The organism is Falsirhodobacter sp. 20TX0035 (assembly GCF_028307215.1).
Lineage (GTDB): Bacteria > Pseudomonadota > Alphaproteobacteria > Rhodobacterales > Rhodobacteraceae > Falsirhodobacter.
This window is the reverse complement of record NZ_JAQMHV010000004.1, coordinates 19,863-44,913: the sequence shown is the minus strand read 5'-3', so window position 1 is coordinate 44,913 and position 25,051 is coordinate 19,863. Positions and strand designations below refer to the sequence as shown.

The window sequence follows — 25,051 nt, the reverse complement described above, 5'->3', positions numbered from 1 at the left end:
CCAGATCAGGCGTAGAAGAGGCCGATCCGCTTGCCGTCCATCTCCTGCACCTCGATCTCCATGTCGTAGATGGAGGACAGGACGTCCGGCTGCATGATCTCGGCCACGGGTGCCGCGTGCACGATCCGACCGGCCTTCATCGCCACGATGTGATCGGAATACCACGACGCGAAGTTGATGTCGTGCAGGACCAGAACCACGGTCTTGCCCAGCTCGTCCGCCGCCCTTCGGATCAGCCGCATCATGTTGCGCGCGTGCTTCATGTCGAGGTTGTTCAGCGGCTCGTCCAGCATGACGTAATCGGTGTCCTGGCACAGCACCATGGAGATGTGGGCCCGCTGGCGCTGCCCGCCCGACAACTCGTCCAGAAAGCGGTCGGCCAGATCCTCCAGATGCAGGAAGCCGATGGCCTCTTCCACCTTGGCGCGGTCCTGCGCCGTCAGCCGCCCCTGCGACCACGGATACCGCCCGAACCCCACCAGATCCCGCACCGTCAGCCGCGAGGAGATGTGGTTGTCCTGCCGCAGGATCGACAGGCGACGGGCCAGAACCTCGCTTCGCGTCGTGTCGATGTCGAGCCCGTCCACCTGAACGCGGCCGCTGTCCTTGTCCATCAGCCGCGCGATCAACGACAGGAGCGAGGATTTCCCCGCCCCGTTCGGCCCGATGATCGAGGTCACGCCCCCCGCCGCGATGGTCAGGTTCACGCCGTCCACGCAGGGGGTGCTGCCATGACGTTTGGTCAGATTCTCGATGACGATCATCGCGCGGCCCCACGGATCAGAAGGAAGATGAAGATCAGCCCGCCCAGAAACTCGATGATGATGGACAGGGCCGTGTCGAAGGCGAAGACCCGTTCCAGCACCGTCTGCCCGCCCACAAGGCAGATGATGCCCAGAAGGACCGAGGCCGGCAGGATGAAGCGGTGCCGCCCGTCGCCGCACAGCACATGCGCGAGGCTGACGACCAGCAGGCCGAAGAAGGTCACCGGCCCCACCAGCGCGGTCGACACCGCCACCAGCACCGCGATGATGCCAAGGATCATGGCCACCCGGCGCCGATAGGGCACGCCAAGGCTGATGGCCCGCTCCCTCCCCAGCATCAGGACGTCGAAGCTGTGGGCGATACGCCACATCAGAAGGCTGGCCGTAAGCACAAGGGCGAAGGACACGCCCAGAAGCGTCGGATCAATGCGGTTGAAGCTGGCAAACAGCGTGTCCTGAAGGTTCTGGAACGCGACCGGATCCATCATCCGCTGCATGAAGCCCGACAGGTTGCGGAACAGCACGCCAAAGACGATGCCCACCAGCACCATCAGGTGCAGGCTGCGATGGCCGCGCAGGAACAGCCAGTGGAACAGAAGGGCGGCGAAGCCGGTCATCACCACCACCTCCACCCCGAACTGCGCCTTCACGGGCACGGCGACCAGCGCGCCAAAGCCGAAAAAGAACACGATCACCGTCCGGACCAGCACGAACAGCGCGTCGAACCCCATGATCGAGGGCGTCAGGATGCGGTTGCCCGTCACCGTCTGGAACAGGACGGTGGACACGGCGATGGAATAGGCCACAAGGCACAACCCCAGCAGCTTCGTCCCGCGGTATTCGAGGATGAAGGCCCAGCTGCCCTTGGCCCCCAGCGTCATGAAGGCGGCGGCCGCGATCAGGGCCACGATGGCCAGCGCCACCAGCACCAGTGCAGGGCGGCGTTCACGCAGCGGCATTGTGGCGTGTCCGAAGCAGCAGATACAGGAAGACGACGCTGCCGATCAGGCCCAGCATGGTGGCGATCGGGATCTCGTAGGGCTCGCGGATCGTGCGGCCCAGAATGTCGCAGGCCAGAACGAAGCCCGCGCCGGTGATGCCGACCCAAGGGACGGCGCGCCGCAGGTTGTCCCCCATCCGCAGGCTGACGATGTTGGGCACGATCAGGCCCAGGAACGGGATCGTCCCCACGCTGACCAGCACCGTCGCACTGACGAGGGAGACGATGACCAGCCCGATCACCACCGTCGCGCGGTAGTTCAGGCCGAGGTTCGTGCTCATGTCCCGGCCCATGGCGGCCAGCGTCAGCCGGTCGGCCGCGAACCATGCGGCGACGGCCAGCGCCCCCGCGATCCACAACAGCTCGTACCGGCCGCGCAGCACGCCGGAAAAATCCCCCATCGACCATGCACCCAGCGAGGCGAGAAGGCCCCAGCGATAGGCGATGAAGGTGCAGACCGCGCCGATGACCCCGCCCAGCATGATGCCGACCAGCGGCACCATCAGCACGTCGCGCAGGGGCACCATCCGCAGGATGCGCAGGAACAGCGCTGTTCCGGCCAGCGCGAAACCGGCGGCTACCAGCATCTTGGCCATCAGCGGCAGGCCGGGCGCGAACAGGGTGATCAGCAGCAGCCCCAGCATGGCCGATTCCACCGTGCCCGCGGTCGAAGGTTCGACAAAGCGGTTGCGGACGATCATCTGCATCACCATCCCCGCCACGGCGGTGGAGGCGCCGGCCAGCACCAGCGCCAGCGTGCGCGGCACCCGGCTGGCCAGAAGAACCTGGACCTGCTGCGCGTCCACGTCGCCGCGCAGCAGGTCCAGTGGGCCGATCTCGGTCACGCCGACAAACAGGCTCAGCCCCGCAAGGGCGAAGACGAGGCAGAGTCCGATCGTCAGCCGTGTCACGTCACTGCGCGTCCGTCAGGGCCGCGTCCACCTGATCCAGCAGCCGGTTCACGGCCTGATAGCCGTTCATGACAATATACGCCTCCTGCGGGTGCAGATAGACGACATGGTCGTTCTTCCAGGCGTTCGTCTGGCGGACCAGCTCGTTGTCCAGAACGGCCTTGGCAGCCTCGCCCGCCTCGCGGCCCACGGCGGCGTCGCGGTCCACGACGAACATCCAGTCAGGGTTGCGGTCCAGGATGAATTCATAGCTGGCCGCGTCGCCGCGGTCGGACCGGTCGTCCACCCCGTCCATGACCGACGGCAGCCCCAGTTCGTTGTGGATCCAGCCCGTGCGGGAATCCGGCCCGTAGACGCCGATCTTGCCGCCGCTGACCACGAGCATCAGGGCCCGGCCCTTGCCTTGCGCGTCGGCCTTCACCTTGGCGATCTTGGCCTCCAGCTCGCCCACCATCTCGGCCGCGCGATCCTGCGCACCGAAGATGTTCCCCAGTTCGGTGATGTTCGCGGTCACGCTGTCCAGAAAGGCGCCGTTGTCCACTGACAGGTCGATCGTGGGCAGAAGCCCTTCCACCTGCGGATAGGCCTTGGCCGACCGGCCGCCCAGGATCAGCAGGTCCGCATCGGCCGCCGCGATCGCCTCCACATCCGGTTCGAACAGGCTGCCGATCTTCAGATAATCGTTGCCGTTGTATTTCGACAGGTAGTCCGGCGCGTTCGACCCGGGCACCCCGGCCACCGCGACGCCCATCGCGTCCAGCGTGTCGACCGCGGCCCAGTCCAGCACCAGCACCTTCTTCGGCGCGGCGGGCAGCGTGACCTCGCCCTGGCGGTGGGTGATCGTCATCTCCTGCGCGCCGGCGGAGATGGCCAGAACCGAGGCGAGGCCGGCACCGGCCACAAGTCGTGCAATGAAGCTCATTCGTTTTCCCCTGAAATAAATTTCATCGGACTGGCGGTGGCTTGCCCCTGATACGGCGTCATTCACCATATCCGACAAAACTTGTAAACCTTCGGCGGCGCGTTGACGGGACACGGCGACGATTTAAGATGGGCGCATGATGCAGACCGAACCCGAAGACCTTGCGGCCCTGCCGCTGACACAGCTGCGGGCCTGTCCGCATTGCGATGCCTTGTATCGCCTGCCCACCGTGCGGCCGCGCGAACGCGCGGTGTGCCAGCGCTGCGGCCTTGTGCTTATGGCCCCCCGCGCCCGCGCCTTCACGCGCATCGTGGCGCTGTCGGCCTGCGCGCTGATCCTGCTGGCGGTCGCGCTGTTCACGCCGTTCCTCGACCTGTCGGCGGCGGGGCTGCATTCGGACGCCTCCATCTGGGACGCCGCGATGGCCTTTTCCGACGGGATCATGGTGCCTTTGTCCATCGCGGTGGCGGCCTTCATCATCGTGATCCCCGCACTGCGGCTGGCGCTGATCGTTTATACGGTGTTCCCCCTGATCGGCGGGGGCGCGCCCGCCCCGCACGCCGCCCGCGCCTTCCGCATCGCCGACGACCTGCGCCCCTGGTCCATGGCCGAGATCTTCGTGATCGGCGTGGCCGTGGCGCTGGTGAAGATCGCGGGCATGGCCTCCGTCACGCCAGGGATCGCGTTCTGGACCTTCGGTGTGCTGGTGATCGTGCTGATCTGGCAGGAATCCTTCGTGGACCGCGAACAGATATGGTCGGCGCTGGACGCGGCCCGGCCCGACCGCGGACAGGCCCCGGCATGACCGTGCGCATCCCCACCGCGCGCGGGGCCGGTCTGGTCGCCTGCACCCGCTGCGGCCGCGTGCACGAACCCCAAACGCCCCGTTGCACCCGCTGCGGATCCGCCCTGCAAAGCCGCGACACGCGCAGCCTGCAACGGGTCTGGGCGTGGTGGGCGGCGGGGCTGATCGCCTACATCCCCGCCAACATCTATCCGATGCTCCTGACCAGCGCGCTCGGCTCCTCCACCCAGTCCACGATTTTGGGCGGCGTGGTGGAGCTGTGGGCCCATGGCGACCTGCCGATCGCGATCATCGTCTTCGTGGCCTCGGTCGTGATCCCGGTGGGCAAGTTCCTCGCCATCGCCTTTCTGGCGCTGAAGCTGCGCGGGCCCCATAAACCAGACCGTCACGGCCGCCACCGCCTGTACGAGGTGGTGGAATTCATCGGCCGCTGGTCCATGATCGACGTGTTCGTGGTGGCAATCCTCGCCTCTTTGGTGCAGTTCAGCCTGGTTGCCACCGTCAATCCCGGCCTGGCCGCGATCTGCTTTGCCCTTTCGGTCGCCTTTACCATGCAGGCGGCCCTTTCCTTCGACCCCCGCATCATCTGGGATGACTGAGTGACCGACGAGACGCCCCCGCCCCGCCCCGCCGACATGCAGATTCGCCCGCCACGCCGGCGGTGGTGGCGGCGCATCTCCGTCATCTGGCTTGTTCCGCTGGTGGCGCTGGTCATCGCACTGGGCGTGGCCGTGCAAAGCTACACCAACCGCGGCACGCTGGTCCGCATCAGCTTTCAGGACGCCAGCGGGATCGAGGCGGGCAAGACCGTCCTGCGCTACCGCGAGGTGACGGTGGGCGCGGTGGAGTCCGTCAGCTTCTCCTCCGACCTTGGCCGCGTGATCGTGGCGGTGCGGGTGGCGAACGACATCGCCCAATACATGGATCAGGACGCCCAGTTCTGGGTCGTCCGGCCCGAAGTGTCAGTGCGCGGGATCAGCGGGCTCGACACGGTTCTGTCGGGCTCCTACATCGCCGGCGACTGGGACAACCGCATCAACGGCGAGGCGGAGACGTTCGAAGGTCTGGAAACCGCGCCCCTGCAGGCCCGTGGCGGCACCCCCATCACGCTGCGGCTGCAGGACGGGAACCAGATCTCGGCCGGGGCGCCGATCATCTACAAGGGGATCGAGGTCGGGACCGTGGGCACGCCCCGTCTGGACGACAGCGGCGCCAACGTCCTGATCGACGCCGTGATCCGCGCGCCCTATGACAAGATGCTGACCACAAACACCCGCTTCTGGGACACGTCGGGCTTCGACATCAGCCTTGGCACCAGCGGCATCCAGCTGGACGTGCGTTCGCTGGCGTCGCTGATCGAAGGCGGGATCACCTTCGACACCATCGTGTCGGGCGGCGACCAGATCGCGGCGGGGCAGGACTTCTTTGTCTATCCCGACGAATCGGAAGCGCGCAGCACCGTCTTCACCGGCGGCCCGCAGCTGGAACTTCCGCTGACCATGGTCATCGACGGATCGATCGAGGGGCTGAGCGAGGGGGCCGAGGTCCGCTACAAAGGCGCCACCGTGGGCCGCGTGTCGGATCTGGGCGCCATCGCCAACATGGATCCCGAAACCCCGCACATCCGCATGCTGGTGAACCTGCAGATCGACGTGGCAAAGCTGGGCCTGCCGAACGAGACGACGGTGGACGGCGCACGCGACTTCGTGGCCAACCTCGTGGAACGCGACAACCTGCGCGCGCGCCTCGCCACGGCCTCCCTCTTCACCGGATCGCTGATGGTGGAGCTGGTGGAGCAACCGGATGCCGAGCCCGCGACGCTGGACCTGACGAACGAGCCCTACCCCCTTATTCCCGTGGCGCCGCCGGCGATCACGGAATTCCAGACCACCGCGCAGGGCGTCATCAACCGCATCGGCGGCCTTCCGGTCGAGGAGTTGATGCAGGCCGCGATCGGCGCGCTGAACAGCGTGCAGACGCTGGCGGGCGATCCCGAAACGCGCCGCGTCCCGGCCGAGGCCGCGAACCTTCTGGCCGACGCGCGCGCCTTCCTGACGGGCGAGGACATCACCGGCACCCTGACCAACCTGAACCAGACCACGGCCAGCCTGCGCCGCATCTCGGAACAGCTGGAACAGGGACAGGCGGTGGCGAACCTGATCGCCGCGATCGACAAGGCCAACAACGCCCTGACCGGGGTCGAAGGCGCTTCGGCCGAATTCCCGCAGATCGCCCAGCAGGTCCGGGAACTGTCCGCCAAGGCCAACCGCCTGCAGATCGAGGAACTGGCCAACAGCGCCGACAGCCTGCTGCAAAGCGCCGACGCCGTTCTGTCGAACCCCAACACCCAACGCGTGCCGGGTGCGCTGTCCGACGCCCTGACCGAAGTGGCGCAGGTTCTGGCCGAGGTGCGCGAAGGCGGGGCCATCGGCAACGTGAACGATGCCATCACCGCCGCCGAGGAGGCCGCCAACAGCATCAACCGCGCGGCGCAGGACCTTCCCGCGCTGACGGCGCAGGCGGGCCGCGTTCTGAACGATGCCGGAACCACCGTATCCGGTTATGGCAGCGATTCCCGCTTCAATGTGGAACTGGTGACCGCCCTGCGCAGCCTGCAGGAGGCCGCCGATTCCGTGACCGCGCTGGCGCGGTCGATCCAGCGCAACCCGAACTCCCTCATCCTCGGGCGTTAAGGAGAGACACATGATGAAACCCGCCTTGACCCTTCTGCTGGTGGCGACCCTTGCCGCCTGCGGAACCCCCGACGCCTATCAGCTTCAGACCCAGCCCGTGGCGCAGCGGCTGAACACGTCCGCCCGCACGATCATGGTGCGCGAGGTGTCGATGCCCGATTACGCCACCGATGACAGCATGGCGCTGCAGGATGCGGGCGGCGCGGTGCAGATCCTGTCGCGCGCCCGCTGGGCCGACCTTCAGCCCCGCGCCGTGACGCTGGCCCTGTCGCGCCAGCTGAACCGCAGCCTGTCGGCCACCGTCGCCCCCGAACCCTGGCCCCTGTCCGGCCTGCCGGATGGCGAGGTGGACGTGCGCGTGGACCGCATCTTGGCCGGCGCCGACGGCCAGTTCCACCTTGACGGCATCTATTACGTGCGGGCCGAGGGTGTGTCGCTTGGCGCGCCGTCGCAGGATTTCGCCATCGCGGTGCCCGTCGCCGGTCAGGCCCCGGCCCAGATCGCGGTCGCCCAGTCGACGGCCGTCGCGCAGCTGGCCGCACAGATCGCCCGGTCCGTGGCGCGCTGACCCGGACTTGTGGTCCACGGGCCCGGACTTTATGTCAGGGCCCAAGACAGACGGAAGAGTGCATGCCCAAGAAGACGAAAAGCCCCGCGCGCGACTGGATCGAGAACGCGGCCCTACGCGGGCTGATCGGTGGGCTTCTTCTGTTGCCGTACCGCGTGCGCGTGCCCTTGTGCGGCTGGATCATGACCCATGTGATCGCCCCGATGGCGGGCTATCGCGACCGCATCCGCACGAACCTCGCCTTCGTGCTGCCCGACCTTCCGAAAGAGGAGGTGGAGCGTCTGGTCCGCAAGGTGCCGGACAATGTCGGCCGCACGGTGATCGAGTCCTATTCGGGCGCGGAGTTCCTGAAGCACGCGGGGGCCAGCCCCGTGCGCGGACCGGGACTGGCCGAGGTCGACAAGGCCCATGCCGAGAAGCGTCCCGTGATCTTCCTGACCGGCCATTTCGGAAACTATGAGGCGAGCCGCGCCGCGATGACGGCCCGCGGCTACACCGTCGGCGTCCTCTACCGGCCGATGAACAACCGCTATTTCAACAAGCACTATGTTGCGGCCATGGAATCGCTGGGCACCCCGGCCTTTCCGCGCGGACGTCAGGGCTTGGGCGGGATGCTGCGGCACCTGAAGTCGGGCGGCAAGCTGGGCATGCTGATCGACCTGCACATGTATGACGGCGCGCGGCTGACCTTCTTCGGCCAGACCGCGATGACCGCCCTGTCGGCGGCGGATCTTGCGCTGAAATACAAGGCTCTGCTGGTGCCCACCTATGCCGTCCGTCAGGAAAACGGTCTGGATTTCGAAATCGTGATGGAAGCGCCCATCCCGCACACGGACCCCGCGACGATGACGCAGGCCCTGAACGACTCGCTTGAAGCGCTGGTGCGCCAGCATCTGGATCAGTGGTTCTGGATCCACCGCCGCTGGAAGGCGGCGATGAAGAAGCGCCGGCGCTAGTTCAGGCGTTCCGCCGCGACCACGGCGCCGGGGCCCGGCGCCTGAAGGATCACCACCGTCCGGTCCTGCCCCGCAGCTGGGGCCTGGAGGTCCAGCGGCGCCTTGCCGTCCCAGTCTCCCACGACCTGCCAGTCCGTGACGATGTTGCGGTAGGCGATGGATTTGCCCGCATTCTCGCCGCGCTCGATCTCCACCGTCATCTCGGGGCGGAAGCGGACGACCTGCACCTGCACGGGCTGGGCCAGCGTGGCGGCCGCGGCCTGCACGTGGATCTTGTCGCCTTCGCGGGTCAGGGTCAGGTCGGGATCGGCGCTGCCCAGCTGCTGGGCGATCAGGGCCTGCACGCGGGTGGGCTGATTGCCTTCCACCCGCTCCGACCCGTCGATGATGAACTGGGGGGTGTACAGCATCCGGCTGCCTGCCACTCGGGCATAGTCCTTCTGACGCGCCGTGAAGGCCGCCTGCCCGAAGTGATCGGTCCAGCCGATGTAATCCCAGTAATCCACGTGCAGCGCCAGCGCCAGAACGCGCGGATCGTCCGCCAGCTGGGCCAGAAGCTCATCCGCCGGGGGGCAGGCCGAGCAGCCCTGCGAGGTGTAAAGCTCCACCACGACGGCGGGGGCGGAGTCCGCCCAGGCCGCGCCGGAGATCCCGAGGCTCAGTCCACAGACGGTGCCGAACAGTCGCTGCATGATCCCCACCTTCCTTCGCGGCCTTTCTAAACGCCCCGGCCCGCCCATGCCAATCAAGGAATTGAGAGATTTCGTGCCGATACTTTTCTTGCTGGCAAACCGGCATACATTCGTATACCGATAGGCCGAGTCTTGCACCGTGTCGCCGAGGCTGGCATCACGGAGGCAGCGCCACCAACCCGAGCCAGTGCCAGGAGGCCCGCTATGACCGTCACCGTTGGCCATGACAGCCAAAAGACCCGCAAGACGCTTTCCGTCAATGGAAAGAACGTCGCGTACTACTCCATCCCCGCGGCCCAGGCCGCCGGTCTGGGTGAATTCGACAAGCTTCCGGCCGCGCTGAAGGTCGTGCTGGAAAACATGCTGCGCTTCGAGGATGGCAAGACCGTCACCGTCGACGACATCAAGGCCTTCTCCGACTGGGGCAAGTCCGGCGGCAAGAACCCGCGGGAGATCGCCTACCGCCCTGCCCGCGTGCTGATGCAGGACTTCACCGGCGTTCCCGCCGTGGTGGACCTTGCCGCGATGCGCGACGGCATCCTTGGCCTTGGCGGTGACGCCCAGAAGATCAACCCGCTGAACCCGGTGGACCTGGTCATCGACCACTCGGTCATGATCGACGAATTCGGCAACCCCCGCGCCTTCCAGATGAACGTCGATCTGGAATACGAGCGCAACATGGAACGCTACACCTTCCTGAAATGGGGCCAGAAGGCGTTCAACAACTTCCGCGTGGTGCCTCCGGGAACCGGCATCTGCCATCAGGTGAACCTTGAATATCTGGCGCAGACCGTGTGGACGGATCAGGACCAGAACGGCGAGGAAGTGGCCTATCCCGACACGCTGGTCGGCACCGACAGCCACACGACCATGGTCAACGGTCTGGCCGTCCTCGGCTGGGGCGTCGGCGGGATCGAGGCCGAGGCCGCGATGCTGGGCCAGCCCGTGTCCATGCTGATCCCCGAGGTTGTCGGCTTCAAGCTGACCGGCCGAATGATGGAAGGCACCACGGCGACCGACCTCGTGCTGAAGGTCGTGCAGATGCTGCGCAAGAAGGGCGTGGTCGGCAAGTTCGTCGAATTCTACGGCGAAGGCCTGGATCACCTGCCGCTGGCCGACCGTGCGACGATCGCCAACATGGCGCCCGAATACGGCGCGACCTGCGGCTTCTTCCCGATCGACGCGGAAACGCTGCGCTATCTGGAACAGACCGGCCGCGACAAGGACCGCATCGCGCTGGTCGAAGCCTATGCCAAGGAGAACGGCTTCTGGCGCGGCGCCGACTATGCGCCGATCTACACCGACACGCTCGAACTCGACATGGGCGAGATCGTGCCCGCCATCTCGGGTCCGAAGCGTCCGCAGGACTACACCCCGCTGACGAACTCGGTCGCGGGCTTCCGTTCCACGCTGGCCGACTATCGCAAGGTCGAAGGCGACGTCATGGATCTGGTGAAGTCCGTTCCGGTCGAGGGCAAGGACTACACGATCAATGACGGATCCGTCGTGATCGCGGCCATCACCTCATGCACCAACACGTCGAACCCCTATGTGATGATCGGGGCCGGTCTGGTCGCCCGCAAGGCCCGCGCGCTTGGCCTGACCCGCAAGCCGTGGGTGAAGACTTCGCTCGCCCCCGGAAGCCAGGTCGTCCAGGAATACCTGGAAGCCGCGAACCTTCAGGAAGATCTCGACTATGTCGGCTTCAACCTCGTCGGTTTCGGCTGCACCACCTGCATCGGCAACTCCGGCCCGCTGGGCGATGCCGCGATCTCCAAGGCCATCAACGAGAATGATCTGGTGGCCACGGCCGTCCTGTCGGGAAACCGGAACTTCGAAGGCCGGATCAGCCCGGACGTGCGCGCGAACTACCTCGCCTCGCCCCCGCTGGTCGTGGCCTATGCCATCGCCGGCGACATGAACATCGACCTGACCACCCAGCCGCTGGGTCAGGATCAGAATGGCAAGGACGTCTTCCTGAAGGACATCTGGCCCTCGAACGAGGAGATCGCCGATCTGGTCCACAAGACCGTGACGCGTGAAGCCTTCCAGAAGAAATACGCCGACGTCTTCAAGGGCGACGAAAAGTGGCAGGCGGTGGAGACGACGGACAGCGAGACCTACGACTGGCCGCCGACCTCCACCTACATCCAGAACCCGCCCTACTTCCAAGGGATGGCGAAGGAACCGGGCGTGATCTCGGACATCAAGGACGCCAAGGTTCTGGCGATCCTCGGCGACATGATCACGACCGACCACATCTCGCCCGCAGGCTCGTTCAAGCCCACGACTCCGGCCGGGAAATACCTGACCGAGCGTCAGGTTCCGCAGAAGGATTTCAACTCCTACGGCTCGCGCCGCGGGAACCATGAGATCATGATGCGCGGCACCTTCGCCAACATCCGCATCAAGAACGAGATGCTGGACGGCGTCGAAGGCGGCTACACCAAGGGTCCGGACGGGCAGCAGACGTCGATCTTCGACGCGTCGATGGCCTATCAGCAGTCGGGCACCCCGCTGGTGATCTTTGGCGGGATCGAATACGGCGCAGGTTCGTCGCGTGACTGGGCGGCCAAGGGCACCGCGCTTCTGGGCGTGAAGGCCGTGATCGCCGAGTCGTTCGAGCGCATCCACCGTTCGAACCTCGTGGGCATGGGCGTCGTCCCGTTCGAGTTCACGAACGGCGACACCCGCAAGAGCCTGAACCTGACCGGCGACGAGACGGTGAGCATTGAAGGCTTGGCCGGCGATCTGAAACCGCTGAGCAACGTGCCCTGCACCATCACCTATGCGGATGGCACGGCGAAGTCGATCAAACTGAAATGCCGGATCGATACGGCGATCGAGATCGAATACGTCGAGAACGGCGGCGTGCTGCACTACGTGCTGCGCGACCTCGCCAAGTACTGATGAACGAGGCCCCGGAGCGATCCGGGGCCTTTTTCATTGCGCGAAGGGCAAGGTTAGCGGCAGCGCCGCGCCCAGCGTCTGACCGTGCGACAGGTCCGGGAACACGTGCTGCGTCACCGTCAGCTTCGGCCGGGACCGCAGCCGCTCTACGAACGCCTCCCTCCGCTTCGCGGCTTCGGCCCGGTGCTGGCGGAACGCTTCCTCATCCATCGTGCCGCGCCGTCCTTCCGCCGCGCTGTAGGCGAGGAACAGCGGCGTCGGCCGCGGCAGATCCGCCGGTGTGATCCGCTCCAACACCCCATCCCCCCACCACAGCGACGGGCTGACCGCCGCATACCGGTCGAAGCTTGCAGGCGCGGTCAGCAGCGTCCAGAGGGTGAAGAGGCCGCCGAAGGAATGCCCGGACAGGGTGCGCGTGGTGATGGCGAGCCCATCCTCCGCCGCCGCGCGCAACGGGCCGGTCAGGCGCGGCAGGAACAGCTGCGCACCGCCGATCCTGCGCTCGGGCCGCTCGGGGTCCGGCACCGGGCCGCCAGCCAGCGGGGTGTAGTCCAAGGAACGGCGGGTGGTGTCGAACCGTTCGTCGGTCGGGTATCCGATCCCCAGAACCGCAAGGCCCGGCACCGCAGTCAGCATGTCCGGCGTCAGCGCATCAAACATGCCGTTGCCGTCCAGAAGATAGAGCGCATGTGTCGCACCTGCGACAGGGACGGCACGGAAGATCCGGTACCCATCAACGTCCCACACGTCCAGACGATGGCTGGGAACCGCGGCCCTCAGAATCGACAGGTCGGCCTTCGACGGCCGGAACTGGGCCCGCGCCAGCGCGGGCGCGGTCAAGGCAAGGCCGGTCAGCATGAAGCGTCGTGTCCACATATTCCTACTCTTTTCCTAAGGCATAGAACGTCGCGGCGTGGGAAGGAAAGTGTCTTTTCCGGCTGCCGGTCTTGGGATAGGCGACGGGCATGGAATTGCGTGTTTCGGATCTGAGCTGCGCCCGCGGCGGGCTGATCGTCCTTCAGGGCGTGTCGCTGACGTTGCGGGCAGGTCAGGCGCGGGTGCTTCGGGGTCCGAATGGGTCGGGAAAGACCACGCTGCTGCGCACACTGGCAGGCCTGCAACCCCCCGTCGCCGGCCGGATCGACGCGGGCGCGGATGCCATCACCTACGCCTCCCACCTCGACGGCCTGAAGGCCACGTTGACCGTGCGCGAGAACTTGCAGTTCTGGGCCCGCGTCCACGATCGTCCGGTGGGCGATGCGCTGTTGCGCATGAATCTTGACGGTCTGGCGGATCGGCCCGCGCAGGCGCTGTCGGCGGGGCAGAAACGCCGGCTGGGGCTTGCGCGTCTGCTGGTGACGGGGCGGCCGATCTGGCTTCTGGACGAACCGACGGTGTCGCTTGATGCCGCGTCGGTCGCGCTTTTCGCTGCGGTCGTGCGGCAGCATCTGGCGGACGGGGGCGCGGCGCTGATCGCCACCCATATCGATCTGGGCCTTGATGCCGAGGTGCTGGAGATGGCCCCCATCGCCGCCCGTGACATCCTGCCCCAGGGCGGCTTCGACGAGGCGTTCCTGTGATCGCCCTTCTGCTTCGGGACCTGCGCCTGTCGGTGCGGTCGGGCGGCGGCTTCGGGCTGGGGCTGGCCTTCTTCCTGTTGGTCACCATCCTCGTGCCGCTGGGCGTCGGCCCCGAAAGCGCGCTGCACGCCCGCATCGCGGCCGGCATCCTGTGGATCGGCGCGCTGCTGGCCTGCCTGCTGTCCCTTGACCGCATCTTCGCGCTGGATCACGAGGATGGATCGCTGGACCTGCTGGTCACGGCGCCGATGCCGCTGGAAGGGATCGTCGCGGTGAAGGCGCTGGCGCACTGGCTGGTCACCGGCCTGCCCCTGACGCTGGCCGCACCGCTGCTGGGCGTTCTGCTGAACCTTCCCGTGCACGGGTATCCGTGGCTGTTCGTGTCGCTTCTGGTGGGCACACCCGCGCTGTCGGTCATCGGCACCTTCGGCGCAGCCCTGATCGTGGGGCTGAAGCGCGGGGGCCTTCTCCTCAGCCTGCTGGTGCTGCCGCTGTATGTTCCCACGCTGATCTACGGGGCGGAGGCGGCGCAGCGCGGGGCGGACGGCCTGCCCGCGCTGGTGCCGCTGGCGCTTTTGGCGGCCATCAGCGCGGGCAGCGCCGCCCTGCTTCCATTTGCCTCGGCGCAGGCGCTTCGGATCAATCTAAGATGACTTGTGCTGCGCGCGGAAAAGGATGAATCCACCTTCATGTCGATCTGGGAATACGCGAATCCACGGAAGTTCATGCAAGTCTCGGGGCGGTTCCTGCCCTGGGTGGCGGGACTGGCGGCCCTGTGTCTGGTCGTGGGCCTGATCTGGGGCTTCTTCCTGACACCGGACGACTACCGCCAGGGTGCCACCGTCAAGATCATCTTCCTGCACGTTCCGTCCGCCCTCGTCGCCATCAACGGCTGGATGGTGATGCTGGTCGCCTCGCTGATCTGGCTGATCCGGCGGCATCACGTGTCGGCGCTGGTGGCCAAGGCCGCGGCGCCCGTGGGCATCACCATGACGGTGATCGCGCTGATGACCGGGGCGATCTGGGGCCAGCCGATGTGGGGCACGTGGTGGGCGTGGGATCCGCGGCTGACCTCGTTCCTGATCCTGTTCATGTTTTATCTGGGCTACATCGCGCTGTGGCAGGCGATCGAGGATCCGGACACCGCCGCCGACCTCACCTCCGTCCTGTGCATGGTAGGGTCGGTGTTCGCCATCCTGTCGCGCTATGCGGTGCTGTTCTGGAACCAAGGGCTGCATCAGGGCGCGTCGCTGTCGATGGACAAGCAGCAGCACATGTCCGACACCTACTGGTATCCGCTGGTGCTGTGCATGGCGGGCTTCATGCTGCTGTTCCTCGCGCTGGTGCTGCTGCGCACCCGGACCGAGGTGCGCCGCCGCCGCCTGCAGGCCCTGATCCTGAGGGAGCGGATGGCATGATGCCAGAACTGGGAAAATACGCGGGCGCCGTTCTGGGCGCCTATGGCTTGTCACTTCTGCTGATCGCGGGGCTGGTCGGGCTGTCAGTCTGGCAGGCGGTGCGGATGCACGCCCGCCTGCGCGATGTGGAGGAACGGGGCAAGGAATGAAACCGCTGATCCTCATCCCTCCGCTAGCCTTTGCGGGCCTGGCCGCGCTGTTCTGGTTCGGCATGATGCGCACCGATCCCGGCGCCCTTCCCACGGCGTTCGAGGGCAAGCCCGCCCCCGCCATGGCCGCTACCCCTCTGGGCCCCGACGCGCCCCCCACCGACGCGCAACTGCGTTCGGGCGGGGTGAAGCTGGTCAACTTCTGGGCCAGCTGGTGCGCGCCCTGCCGGCAGGAACATCCGGTGCTGGAACAGCTCGCGGCCGAGGGGGTGGAGATCATCGGCGTCAACTACAAGGACCGGCCCGAAAACGCGCTCAGGTTTCTCGCGGAACTGGGGGATCCCTACGCCGCCAAGGGCGCGGACGAAACTGGGCGCATGGGGCTGAACTGGGGCCTGTATGGCGTGCCCGAGACGTTCGTCATCGACGGTCAGGGCAACGTGCTGGCGCGCATCGCGGGCCCCATCACCCCCGCCGCGGTGAACGCGGTCCTGCAACCGGCGCTGCAGGCGGGCGGCTAGACCGCCTGCCCCGCGGCCCAGCCCGACGACCACGCCCACTGGAAGTTGTAGCCGCCCAGCCAGCCCGTGACGTCCACCACCTCGCCCACGAAATGCAGGCCGGGCATGCGCCGCGCTTCCAGCGTGCGGGGGTCCAGATCCTCGGTGTCCACACCGCCCAGCGTGACCTCGGCCGTGCGGTAGCCTTCGGTGCCCACAGGCTTCAGCTGCCATGCATGGACCTGCCGCTCGATCGCCTCGATCGCGCCGTTCGACAGGGCGCCGATGGCCCCCGTCACGCCGCAGACCTCCTCCATCCGGCGGGCCAGCTTTTCGGGCATGTGCCGCGTCAGCGCCGTTCGCAGGGCGATTCGGGGCTGTTCGCCGCGCAACTGCCGCAGATCGTCCGACAGGCTGCGACCGGGCAGAAGGTCCACGGTCAGCGCCTCCCCCTCACGCCAGTAGCTGGAGGCCTGAAGGATCGCGGGACCTGACAGCCCGCGATGCGTGAACAGAAGGGCTTCGTCGAAGCTGGCGCCGGTGGTCACCCGCGCGTCCAGCGCGATGCCGGACAAGGGTTGCAGATGCACCAGCTCCTGTTCGGCAAAGGTCAGCGGCACCAAGGCGGGCCGCGTTTCGATCACGTTCAGGCCGAACTGGGTCGCAAGCTGATAGCCGAAGCCCGACGCGCCCATCTTGGGGATGGACTTGCCGCCCGTGGCCACGACCACCCGCTCCGCCTCCACCACCCCGCGCGAGGTGACGACACGAAAGCCGCCTTCCACCTTCTCCACGCTGGTGCCGAGCCAGAGCTGGACGCCCGCCTCGCGCATCTGGTCCAGCAGCATCCGCACGATCTGGGTGGAGGGACCGTCGCAGAACAGCTGGCCCAGCGTCTTTTCGTGCCAGGCGATTCCCGCCTCGTCCACGCGGGCCACGAAATCCCACTGGGTGTAGCGCTTCAGGGCCGACAGCGCGAAGCGCGGGTTGCGCGACAGGAAGCGGTCCGCCGCGATTCCGGTGTTGGTGAAGTTGCACCGCCCCCCGCCCGAAATGCGGATCTTCTCCCCCGCCGCCTTGGCGTGGTCGATGACAAGAACGCGCCGCCCGCGGCGGGCGGCCTCGATGGCGCAGAACATGCCGGCCGCGCCGGCACCAAGGATCACGATATCGGTTTTCATGCCACGTCCCTAGCCGTCCCCGAAGTTTTCGACAACGCGCGATTTTTTTCGCAATTGCCTCTTGCAGCCTCCGCAACCTCTCGCTAGAACCCGCCTCACGCAAGTTGGGGCGTCGCCAAGTGGTAAGGCAGCGGTTTTTGGTACCGCCATTCGCAGGTTCGAATCCTGCCGCCCCAGCCAAAATCTTCCGGATTTTCCAAGCTTTTTCGACGTGAACCCAAGGTTCGCGTTCTTGCGCATGAAGCGCGGGCTTTCCGTCCACAAAATCATCAAACTGACGGCCGGTCCCTACTTTCTCGCCGCAAAACAGCTATGATGAATATATGGCCTGCTCGAGGTTCAGACCCAAAAAGAGATGAAAGGCCAGCTTCATGGTTCTTGTGGACAAGGAAGAGCGTCGGCGGGGCATACCGCTGACGCCGGTCTGCGCGATCGGCGCCTCGGCCGGAGGCGTCAGGGCCCTTCAGCGGTTCTTTCACAAGATCGACGACAACCTTGGCCTGGCCTATGTGGTCATCATCCACCTGTCCCCCGAACATGACAGCGCGCTGAGCGAAATTCTGGCCGGACGCACGGCCATGCCGGTCCGGCAGGTCGGCGACACCCCGACGCTGGAGCCGAACTGCGTCTACGTGATCGCGCCCGACTGCGAGCTGGTGATCGAGGGGAACGGCATCCGCTCCCGCCCCTTCACGGAACCGCGGGGCAAGCGCGCGCCCATCGACCTGTTCTTTCAATCCATCGCTTCCGCGCGCGGTGATGGCATCGCGGTCGTGCTCAGCGGGGCGGGATCGGACGGCGCGCTTGGCGTGCGCCAGGTGAAGGAAGCCGGCGGCGTGATCTTCGTGCAAGACCCGGGGGACGCCGAATTTTCCATGATGCCGCGCAGCGCCATCGCCAGCGGCGTGGCCGATTTCGTCGAACCGATCGACAAGATGGTGGACCGGATCGCCGAGGTCAGCCAAAGCAAGGAAGCCCTGCGCCGGATCGGCGAGGGTGAGGCCGAGGACGACCTGCGCCGCATCCTGAGTTTCCTTCATGCCCGCACCGGCTACGACTTTTCGTCCTACAAGCGCGCGACCGTTCTGCGCCGTGTGACCCGCCGCATGCAGGTCAACCGGATGATCAGCCTGGCCGCCTATGCCGACTATCTGCGCGAGAATCCGGAGGAGGCGCAGGATCTGTTCGGCGACCTCCTGATCTCGGTCACGGCGTTCTTCCGCGACCCCACCGCGTTCGACGCGCTGTTGAAGGAGGCGATCGTCCCGCTGTTCGACAGCCTTGTGGGCGACCAGAAGCTGCGCCTGTGGTCCGTGGGCTGCGCCACGGGCGAGGAAGCCTACAGCCTCGCCATCCTGATGCTGGAAGAGGCGGAGCGGCGGCAGGTCACCCCCAACATCCAGATCTTCGCGACCGATCTGGACGATGGCGCGCTGGCGACCGCCCGCGAAGGCCGCTATCCGAAAAGCATCGAGGCCGACGTGTCCGAGGACCGGCTGCGGCGATTCTTTGTGGACGATGGCAGCCATTACCGCATCCGCAAGGAAGTGCGCGACATGGTGCTGTTCGCCCATCACAGCGCGCTGAAGGATCCGCCCTTCATGCATATCGACCTTGTGACCTGCCGGAACCTGCTGATCTATCTGGAACGCGACATGCAACGCCAGCTTCTGGCGCTGTTCCATTACGCGCTGCGGCCCCGGGCCTACCTGTTCCTTGGTTCGGCCGAAAGCATCGACACGCGGCCCGAATTCTTCACCGCCTGCGACCGCGAGGCGCGCGTCTATCTGGCCAAGCCCCGTGTGGACCGGCGGGGCGAGATGCTGACCCAGCTGCCGCGCGAACATCAGCCCTATTCGCCCCTGCCGCGCCCCGCGCTGGACCTGCGTGAACGTGCGGCCTTTGTGCCGCCCCTGATCCACAAGGCTGCACTGGAGGAAAGCGCCCCGCCAAGCGCCTTGGTGGACGAGGAGCACCGCGTCCTGAACCTGTCGCGCAATGCGGGCCGCTACATCCGCCCGCCGGAAGGCCCGCTCAGCAACTTCCTGCCCGACATCGTCCTGCCCGAGCTGCGGGCCGAATTGCGCCGCGCCCTGCACCGGGCGCTGGACGCGAAGGAGGCGACGCTGACGCTTCCCGTGGCGGTGGCCTTCGATGGGGCCGGCCGCCGCGTGGTGATGCACGTGTCCCGGCACGTGTCCGACGAACGCGGCGCGCCGCAGTCGCTCGTGCTGTTCATGGACGGAGGCCCGGTGACCGAGGCGACCGCGGTGGTCGACGAATCCTCCCCCGGCATCGACCACCTGCGCCGGGTTGAGGAAGAACTGCGCATCACCCAGGAACGGCTGAGCACCAGCCGGCGCGAACATGAAAGCGCCATCCAGGAGCTGCGGGTCGCGAACGAGGAACTCCAGTCCATCAACGAGGAGTATCGTTCGACCGCCGAGGAGCTGGAAACCAGCAAGGAGGAGCTGCAATCCATCAACGAGGAGCTGTCCACCGTCAACAGCGAGCTGAAGACGAAGCTGGACACCATCGCCTCGGCCCACAGCGACCTGCAGAACCTGATCAACGCGACCGAGATCGGCACCCTGTTCCTTGACACCAAGCTGCGGATCAAGATGCTGACCCCGGCGGTGGAGCAGCTGTTCAGCGTGACCGACAGCGACGTGGGTCGGCCGATCTCGGACTTCACGCACAAGCTGGTCTATGACGGTCTGGAACGGGACGCCGCCCGCGTGCTGCGCGACCTTGCCCCGTTCGAGGCCGAGGTCGCCACCCGCACCAAGGGCTGGCTGATGATGCGGCTGCGCCCCTATCGCACCGTGGACGACCGGATCGAGGGCGTTGTCCTCAGCTTCGTGGACATCAGCGCGCGGCGCGAGGCCGAGGAGCGGCTGCGCCAAAGCGAGGACCGCTATCGCCGCCTGTTTGAGGCGATGGACGAAGGCTACATCCTGGCCGAGGCGATCCGGGACGAGGATGGGACGCCGAAGACTTTCGTGATCCTGGATGCCAACCCCTCGGCCTATCGCCTTCTGCAGGCCGAACTGAAGGCCCGGCACCTGGCCCGCAGCCACGCCTCGGCCCGTCAGGATTGGTGGACCCTCGCCGAACGGGTGCTCGCCTCGGGCGAGACGGAGCGGCTGGAATTGTGGGACGGCGTCGTGCGCCAGTGGTTCGAGGTCAGCGCTTCGAACGTGGATGAAAACCGTGTGGCCGTGCTGTTCCAGGACATCACCGAACGCAAGCGTCACACCGACGAGCGTGAGCTTCTGGTGGGGGAGCTGAACCACCGGGTCAAGAACATGCTGGCGGTCGTCCAGTCCATCGCGCGCCAGACCCTGCGGTCAACCGACCGCCCCGAGGCCTTCACGGACTCCTTCAGCAAGCGGCTGGAAGCCCTCGCCCGCGCGCACAGCATCCTGACGCAAGATCACTGGCGCGGATCGGACCTGCGCGAACTGGCGACGGCCACCTTGCAAAGCTTCTCGTCCGAGGCGGAGCAGAAGCTAGTGCTGGACGGGCCCCCGGCCTTCCTGTCGCCCAACGCCACCATCTCCTTCGCGATGGCGCTGCATGAACTGGCCACCAATGCGGTGAAATACGGGGCCCTGTCCTCCGCCGCAGGTCTCGTCTCGCTGAACTGGGCGTGGACCAAGAGCGGCGACGAACGTCGCCTGATCTTCGCGTGGAAGGAAAGCGGCGGCCCGACGGTTGTCCCGCCGACCCGCAGGGGTTTCGGCGGCCGCCTTCTGACCAGCGTGGCGCGGGAACTGAGCGGCACCGCCACCCTCAGCTACGCGCCGGAAGGCTTCTCCTGCGTCATCGATTTTCCGGCAGAAAGGCCGCCCCATCATGCAACCGTCTAAGCCCCTGACCCTGTTCCTTGTGGAAGATGAAGCCCTGATCGCCATGGATCTGGAATGCATCATCGAGGATATGGGTCATGCGGCCGTCGGTCCGGCCGCCAATGTGGATCAGGCGATCGCCCTGCTGGGCAGCCTGTCCACCCCGCCCGACGCGGCCATCGTGGACGCCAATCTGGGCGGCGTGTCGGCCCTGCCCATCATCGAGGCGCTGAAGGCGGCACAGATCCCGACCATCATCGCTTCGGGCTACGAGCCCGACGAATTGCAGCGGCTGGGCCTGTCCGGGCTGCTGATCCGCAAGCCCTATCATCCCGGCAACCTGGCCGACGCGCTGACCCGGGTGCTTCAGGGCGGCTGACGCCGGGCCGCGGAACAGGACCGCGGCCGCGACGTTTACCCGAACCGGCAGGGGAGGACGAGATCATGGCAGGACAGCGCGCGTTGGGCATCGGGGGCTCCACCGGGGCCATTCCTGTTCTACGCACGATCCTTCAGCAGATTCCGGCCGATTTTGCGGCCCCCATCTTCGTGGTCGTCCATGTGGGCGGGCGCGGGCAGGACCTTCTTCACAACAGTTTGGCGGCGGCCTGCACGCTTCCGGTGCTTCTGGCGCAGGACAATGTGCTGGCACTTCCGGGGCATGTCTATGTGGCGCCGGCGGATCACCATCTTCTGGTGGTGGACGGCTGCATTCGTCTGGGCCGCGGCCCGCGCGAGAACATGAGCCGCCCCGCCCTCGACCCCCTGTTCCGGTCCATGGCGTCCAGCTACGGATCCGGAGCCATTGGGGTCGTCCTGTCGGGCAACCTGAACGACGGGGCCGCCGGCCTTTCCGCGATCAAGCTGTGCGGCGGCCTGACCGTGATCCAGAACCCGGGCGAAGCGGTTGCCCCCGACATGCCGCTGGGGGCGCTGGCCGCAAGCGACATCGACTATCGCAGCCCCGCGGCCAATATGGGCCTGCTTCTGGCGCGGCTGGTGGAGGAGCCTCCGGGGCCGTCCGTGCCCACCCCCCCGGATATCGAGCTGGAGATCGACATCGCCCTTGGCCGCCCCTGCCTGTCGCCCACGATCGCCCAGATCGCCAACCCGGTCACCGTGTCCTGCCCCTCCTGCGGCGGCGTGATGTCGGAGGTTCATCGCGGCCCGCTGCGTTTCCGCTGCCAGGTCGGCCATGGCTACACGGCCGAGGCTTTGGCCGCCGAACAGGAAGGCTCGCTTGACGAGGCCTTGCGCGTCGCCTTCCGCATCGTCGGCGAACGCGTCACGCTGATGGAACGTATGGCGCAGGAGGCGGGCGATGCCGGGCGCACCCACACGCGGGACGACTTCCTCGGCAAGGCCGCCGAGTTCACGCGCTATGTCGACATCCTGCGGTCGGCCGCGCTGAACGGGGTGTCGGGCCGCGCCTGATCCTAGCCGGTCAGAGCGCGCGTCTCGAACCCCTTCAGAACGCGGCGGGCCGTCTTGCCATAGCTGCCGGGCAGCGTGGCAAGGTCCGGGAACAGCGCAAGCAGCTCGGCCCGCGCGGTCGGGCAGATCGTGCCGAGGCCGTAGGAGCCAGGGTGGTAGCTTTCCGTGGCGGCACCATTGGCATAGACGACCTCATGTCCGTCGAACAGCATGTGGATATAGGTGACGCGGTCCGTCTCCTCCACCGTCACGTGCCGATCGTCCACCATGTGCTTGGCCGAGGCCAGCACCTCCCGCTCTCCGAACAGCAGCTCCGCGCGATACCCTTCCACCAGCAGGCGATGCTGGGGGGAGACGACGAGGTCCGCGGTCAGGTCCGGCACAGCCCCCTTGCGCAGGCGGATCGGCGCGAAGGTGCCGCGCCCCGACACGGTAGTCTCGCCGATCCAGCGGATGGGTTGCAGCCCATGGTCGCGGGTCACGACCAGATCGCCCGCCTTCAGCGTCTCGATCGTCCGCAGCCCGCCCAGGGTTCGGATCATCGCGCCGGGGGTGAAGCAGATGATCTGCTCGATCCCTTCATAGTGCAGCGTCGCGCCGTTGCCGAAGACGGCCGTGCCGTAGAAGGAGGTCACCCCGTCCACGACCTCCGATCCCGCGCCCTCGAGGGAAACCGGGATGGAGGTGCCGAAGTCGAGCACGTCGAACCCCTCACCCCCCGACACGGAGGCGGCACCTTCCGGCCCTTCCAGCACGAAACGGTCATCCCCCACGCCGCCGCTGGCCGTATCGGTGCCGGACACCGTGATCCGGTCGTTGCCCGCGCCGCCCAGCAGCACATCCGTGCCCGCCTCGCCCGACAGGGTGTCATCGCCGTCGCCGCCGTCCAGCGTGTCGTTGCCGGGCGTGACGGGCTGCGTGTCGAAACTCACATCCGTCAGGTAAAGATAGCGCTGCCCCGTGCCGGCTGCGCTGTCATAGGCCACCTCGATCCGCGCCACGGGGCCGGGAATCGTCACGGCCAGCGTGCCGGCCGCCTGGTTCGGATCGTCCGAGCCGGGGCCGGCCGTGACGGTCGATCCCGACAGCGTGTCGTTGCCGCCGGGGATCAGCGTCACCGGCACCGCGTTCCCGTCCGAATCGTACGCCGTCACCCGCACCCGGTCGACATAGGTGCTGGGGTCGGCATCGATGTCGTTGATGCGGAACGCCACGTTTCCCACCGCGTCCGAAACCCCCTCCGTGTCCGAGGTGAAGGTGAGCGTCGCCACCTCCGGCCCCGCGCCGGTGGAGGTCAGTTGAAGGCCCGAATTCGTCAGCGCCCCGGTGCCCGCGAATTGGGGGGTGTTGGTGATGGTGGCGGTCGGCGTCTGGGTCGGGCTGGAATAGCCGAAATCGATGGACATCCCCGCCGTGGTCTGGGTGAAGCCGCCGTTGACGTTGGTGCCGATGCCCTGCTGCGCCCAGGAAAACGTGCCGCTGGTTCCGGTGCCCGCCTCGGCATCGCCGCGCAGCACGTCGTCGCCGGCCCCACCGCTCAGGCTGTCATCGCCGCCGCCGCCTTGCAGAACGTCGGCATCATCGCCGCCCGAAACGGTGTCCCGGCCTTCGCCCCCGTCCAGCGTGTCGCGACCTGCATCCCCCTGCACCAGATCCGCGCCCGCGCCGCCCGAGGCGACGTCGTCGCCGTCCCCGCCCGAAAGGCTGTCCGCCCCGCCCGCGCCGATCAGCGTGTCGCCGCCCGCGCCGCCCACCAGCGTTTCCGCAGCGCCGGTGCCGGTCAGCGCATCGTCCTGTGCCGAGCCCAGAACAACCTCCACCCCCGTCACCACATCGCCTTGGGCGGTTCCGCCCGTGCCGACACCACCCGACAGGTCCACGCTGACCCCGGCGGCCGAGGCGGAATGGTCCAGCGTGTCGATGCCCGCCCCGCCCGCGATGGTGTCCGCGCCCTCTCCGCCCAAAATGCTGTCATCGCCCGTTCCGGCCGCGATGGAATCGTTCCCCGCGCCGCCCGTCAGCGTGTCGTTGCCGTCATTCCCCGTCAGCGTGTCATCGCCCTCCACGCCGAACAGGACGTTCGCGGTTGCATTGCCGGTCAGCGTGTCGTTCTGGTCGGACCCGATCACGCCCTCGAACAGACCGATCGTGTCGCCCGCGGCATCCCCGCCTGTGGGCAAGGCGGAAAGCAGCGACACGTTCACCCCGCCTGCCGAGGAGCTGTAGTCCAGGATGTCGAAGCCCGCGCCGCCGAACAGCCGGTCGCCCCCCGCGCCGCCGATCAGGGTGTCGTTGTCGTCACCCCCGTCCAGACTGTCCGCATCCGCGCCGCCGAACAGAAGGTCGTTGCCGATTCCCCCGGCCAAAGTGTCCGTGCCAGCCTCGCCGAACAGCGTGTCGGCCGCGGCACCGCCGTAAAGCGAGTCCACTCCAGCGCCACCGAACAGGCTGTCGGCGCCTTCATTTCCGAAGATGCCATCCACGCCGTCACCGCCATAGACGGTGTCGGCCCCGCCATAGGCATTGACGACATCGTTGCCCGTGCCTTGACCGGTGGCGTCGGGGCCTCCGTAAATCAGGTCAGAGTCAATGGTGCCGTTGAGGGTGTCGTTGCCTGAACTTCCGAAACGGGTTGCCATGCCATCCTCGCTGCGCTGCAGCGCGACGGTAGCAACAGGTCGGGCACCGATCAACCTGTGATTGACCGGCGCCCGACA

General features: G+C 66.9%; 22 protein-coding genes and 1 tRNA gene. 15 read left to right on the top strand and 8 right to left on the bottom strand.

Annotated features, from left to right (window positions below; all coding sequences use genetic code 11):
- Window positions 1-5: 5 nt before the first annotated feature.
- From PIJ50_RS06820 to PIJ50_RS06805, 4 genes are read right to left on the bottom strand one after another with little or no spacing between them, the layout of a single operon-like run.
- On the bottom strand, window positions 6-764 hold the full coding sequence (locus PIJ50_RS06820; protein ID WP_271973872.1) for an iron ABC transporter ATP-binding protein: 759 nt from the start codon (window positions 762-764) through the stop codon (window positions 6-8).
- The gene (locus PIJ50_RS06815) at window positions 761-1,723 is read right to left on the bottom strand and encodes an iron chelate uptake ABC transporter family permease subunit (protein ID WP_271973870.1); all 963 of its coding nucleotides are present in this window, start codon (window positions 1,721-1,723) and stop codon (window positions 761-763) included. The genes PIJ50_RS06820 and PIJ50_RS06815 overlap by 4 nt, the downstream gene beginning before the upstream one ends.
- Window positions 1,710-2,675, bottom strand: coding sequence for an ABC transporter permease (locus PIJ50_RS06810; RefSeq protein WP_271973869.1), 966 nt, complete (start codon window positions 2,673-2,675; stop codon window positions 1,710-1,712). Before PIJ50_RS06810 ends, PIJ50_RS06815 begins: the two co-directional genes overlap by 14 nt.
- 1 nt (window position 2,676) lies before the next feature.
- Complete coding sequence (locus PIJ50_RS06805) at window positions 2,677-3,597, bottom strand: siderophore ABC transporter substrate-binding protein (protein WP_271973868.1); 921 nt, start codon at window positions 3,595-3,597, stop codon at window positions 2,677-2,679.
- A gap of 136 nt (window positions 3,598-3,733) precedes the next feature.
- Between PIJ50_RS06805 and PIJ50_RS06800 the strand changes: the two genes are divergently transcribed.
- The 5 genes from PIJ50_RS06800 (at window position 3,734) to PIJ50_RS06780 (ending at window position 8,619) form a co-directional block, all read left to right on the top strand.
- On the top strand, window positions 3,734-4,402 hold the full coding sequence (locus PIJ50_RS06800; protein ID WP_271973866.1) for a paraquat-inducible protein A: 669 nt from the start codon (window positions 3,734-3,736) through the stop codon (window positions 4,400-4,402).
- A complete protein-coding gene (locus PIJ50_RS06795; RefSeq protein ID WP_271973865.1) occupies window positions 4,399-5,001 on the top strand; it encodes a paraquat-inducible protein A in 603 nt (200 codons plus the stop codon). Before PIJ50_RS06800 ends, PIJ50_RS06795 begins: the two co-directional genes overlap by 4 nt.
- Window positions 5,002-7,095 (top strand): PqiB family protein, encoded by a 2,094-nt coding sequence (locus PIJ50_RS06790; protein WP_271973863.1) that lies wholly within the window; start codon window positions 5,002-5,004, stop codon window positions 7,093-7,095.
- 10 nt (window positions 7,096-7,105) lie between these two features.
- Window positions 7,106-7,663, top strand: a complete 558-nt coding sequence (locus tag PIJ50_RS06785) for a PqiC family protein (RefSeq protein WP_271973861.1) — start codon at window positions 7,106-7,108, stop codon at window positions 7,661-7,663.
- 62 nt (window positions 7,664-7,725) lie between these two features.
- Window positions 7,726-8,619 carry a lysophospholipid acyltransferase family protein gene (locus PIJ50_RS06780; protein WP_271973860.1) on the top strand — a complete coding sequence of 298 codons (894 nt, stop codon included), beginning with the start codon at window positions 7,726-7,728 and terminating at the stop codon, window positions 8,617-8,619.
- Here the strand turns inward: PIJ50_RS06780 and PIJ50_RS06775 are convergent.
- The gene (locus tag PIJ50_RS06775) at window positions 8,616-9,311 is read right to left on the bottom strand and encodes a DUF1223 domain-containing protein (protein ID WP_271973859.1); all 696 of its coding nucleotides are present in this window, start codon (window positions 9,309-9,311) and stop codon (window positions 8,616-8,618) included. The genes PIJ50_RS06780 and PIJ50_RS06775 overlap by 4 nt on opposite strands.
- 204 nt (window positions 9,312-9,515) lie before the next feature.
- Here PIJ50_RS06775 and acnA point away from each other — a divergent pair, with 204 nt between their 5' ends.
- Window positions 9,516-12,221 (top strand): aconitate hydratase AcnA, encoded by a 2,706-nt coding sequence (acnA, locus tag PIJ50_RS06770; RefSeq protein ID WP_271973858.1) that lies wholly within the window; start codon window positions 9,516-9,518, stop codon window positions 12,219-12,221.
- Window positions 12,222-12,254: 33 nt separating this feature from the next.
- Here the strand turns inward: acnA and PIJ50_RS06765 are convergent, their stop codons facing one another.
- Window positions 12,255-13,097: an alpha/beta hydrolase gene (locus PIJ50_RS06765; protein ID WP_271973856.1), complete on the bottom strand. Its 843-nt coding sequence runs from the start codon at window positions 13,095-13,097 to the stop codon at window positions 12,255-12,257.
- Between the two features lie 89 nt (window positions 13,098-13,186).
- Between PIJ50_RS06765 and ccmA the strand changes: the two genes are divergently transcribed.
- The 5 genes from ccmA to PIJ50_RS06740 are packed head-to-tail and all read left to right on the top strand — an operon-like array spanning window position 13,187 to window position 15,889.
- Window positions 13,187-13,801, top strand: coding sequence for a heme ABC exporter ATP-binding protein CcmA (ccmA, locus tag PIJ50_RS06760; protein ID WP_271973855.1), 615 nt, complete (start codon window positions 13,187-13,189; stop codon window positions 13,799-13,801).
- Window positions 13,798-14,454 (top strand): heme exporter protein CcmB, encoded by a 657-nt coding sequence (gene ccmB / locus PIJ50_RS06755; RefSeq protein ID WP_271973853.1) that lies wholly within the window; start codon window positions 13,798-13,800, stop codon window positions 14,452-14,454. Before ccmA ends, ccmB begins: the two co-directional genes overlap by 4 nt.
- 36 nt (window positions 14,455-14,490) lie before the next feature.
- Window positions 14,491-15,219 carry a heme ABC transporter permease gene (locus PIJ50_RS06750; RefSeq protein ID WP_271973851.1) on the top strand — a complete coding sequence of 243 codons (729 nt, stop codon included), beginning with the start codon at window positions 14,491-14,493 and terminating at the stop codon, window positions 15,217-15,219.
- Window positions 15,216-15,368, top strand: coding sequence for a heme exporter protein CcmD (ccmD, locus tag PIJ50_RS06745; RefSeq protein ID WP_271973850.1), 153 nt, complete (start codon window positions 15,216-15,218; stop codon window positions 15,366-15,368). Before PIJ50_RS06750 ends, ccmD begins: the two co-directional genes overlap by 4 nt.
- Entirely contained in the window at window positions 15,365-15,889 is a 525-nt protein-coding gene (locus PIJ50_RS06740) for a DsbE family thiol:disulfide interchange protein (protein ID WP_271973848.1), read from the top strand. The genes ccmD and PIJ50_RS06740 overlap by 4 nt, the downstream gene beginning before the upstream one ends.
- Here PIJ50_RS06740 and PIJ50_RS06735 read toward each other — a convergent pair.
- Entirely contained in the window at window positions 15,886-17,049 is a 1,164-nt protein-coding gene (locus tag PIJ50_RS06735) for a BaiN/RdsA family NAD(P)/FAD-dependent oxidoreductase (protein ID WP_271973847.1), read from the bottom strand. The two genes, PIJ50_RS06740 and PIJ50_RS06735, sit on opposite strands and share 4 nt — an antisense overlap.
- A 105-nt stretch (window positions 17,050-17,154) precedes the next feature.
- Between PIJ50_RS06735 and PIJ50_RS06730 the strand changes: the two genes are divergently transcribed.
- The 4 genes from PIJ50_RS06730 (at window position 17,155) to PIJ50_RS06715 (ending at window position 22,334) form a co-directional block, all read left to right on the top strand.
- A tRNA-Gln gene (locus tag PIJ50_RS06730) sits at window positions 17,155-17,229 on the top strand.
- A 191-nt stretch (window positions 17,230-17,420) separates the two neighbouring features.
- Entirely contained in the window at window positions 17,421-20,921 is a 3,501-nt protein-coding gene (locus PIJ50_RS06725; protein ID WP_271973845.1) for a CheR family methyltransferase, read from the top strand.
- Window positions 20,908-21,279, top strand: coding sequence for a response regulator (locus tag PIJ50_RS06720; protein ID WP_271973843.1), 372 nt, complete (start codon window positions 20,908-20,910; stop codon window positions 21,277-21,279). The genes PIJ50_RS06725 and PIJ50_RS06720 overlap by 14 nt, the downstream gene beginning before the upstream one ends.
- A 65-nt stretch (window positions 21,280-21,344) precedes the next feature.
- On the top strand, window positions 21,345-22,334 hold the full coding sequence (locus PIJ50_RS06715; RefSeq protein WP_271973842.1) for a chemotaxis protein CheB: 990 nt from the start codon (window positions 21,345-21,347) through the stop codon (window positions 22,332-22,334).
- A 2-nt stretch (window positions 22,335-22,336) separates the two neighbouring features.
- On the opposite strand, the gene PIJ50_RS06710 is transcribed toward PIJ50_RS06715, so the two are convergent.
- Entirely contained in the window at window positions 22,337-24,973 is a 2,637-nt protein-coding gene (locus tag PIJ50_RS06710) for a Hint domain-containing protein (RefSeq protein WP_271973841.1), read from the bottom strand.
- Window positions 24,974-25,051: the final 78 nt, after the last annotated feature.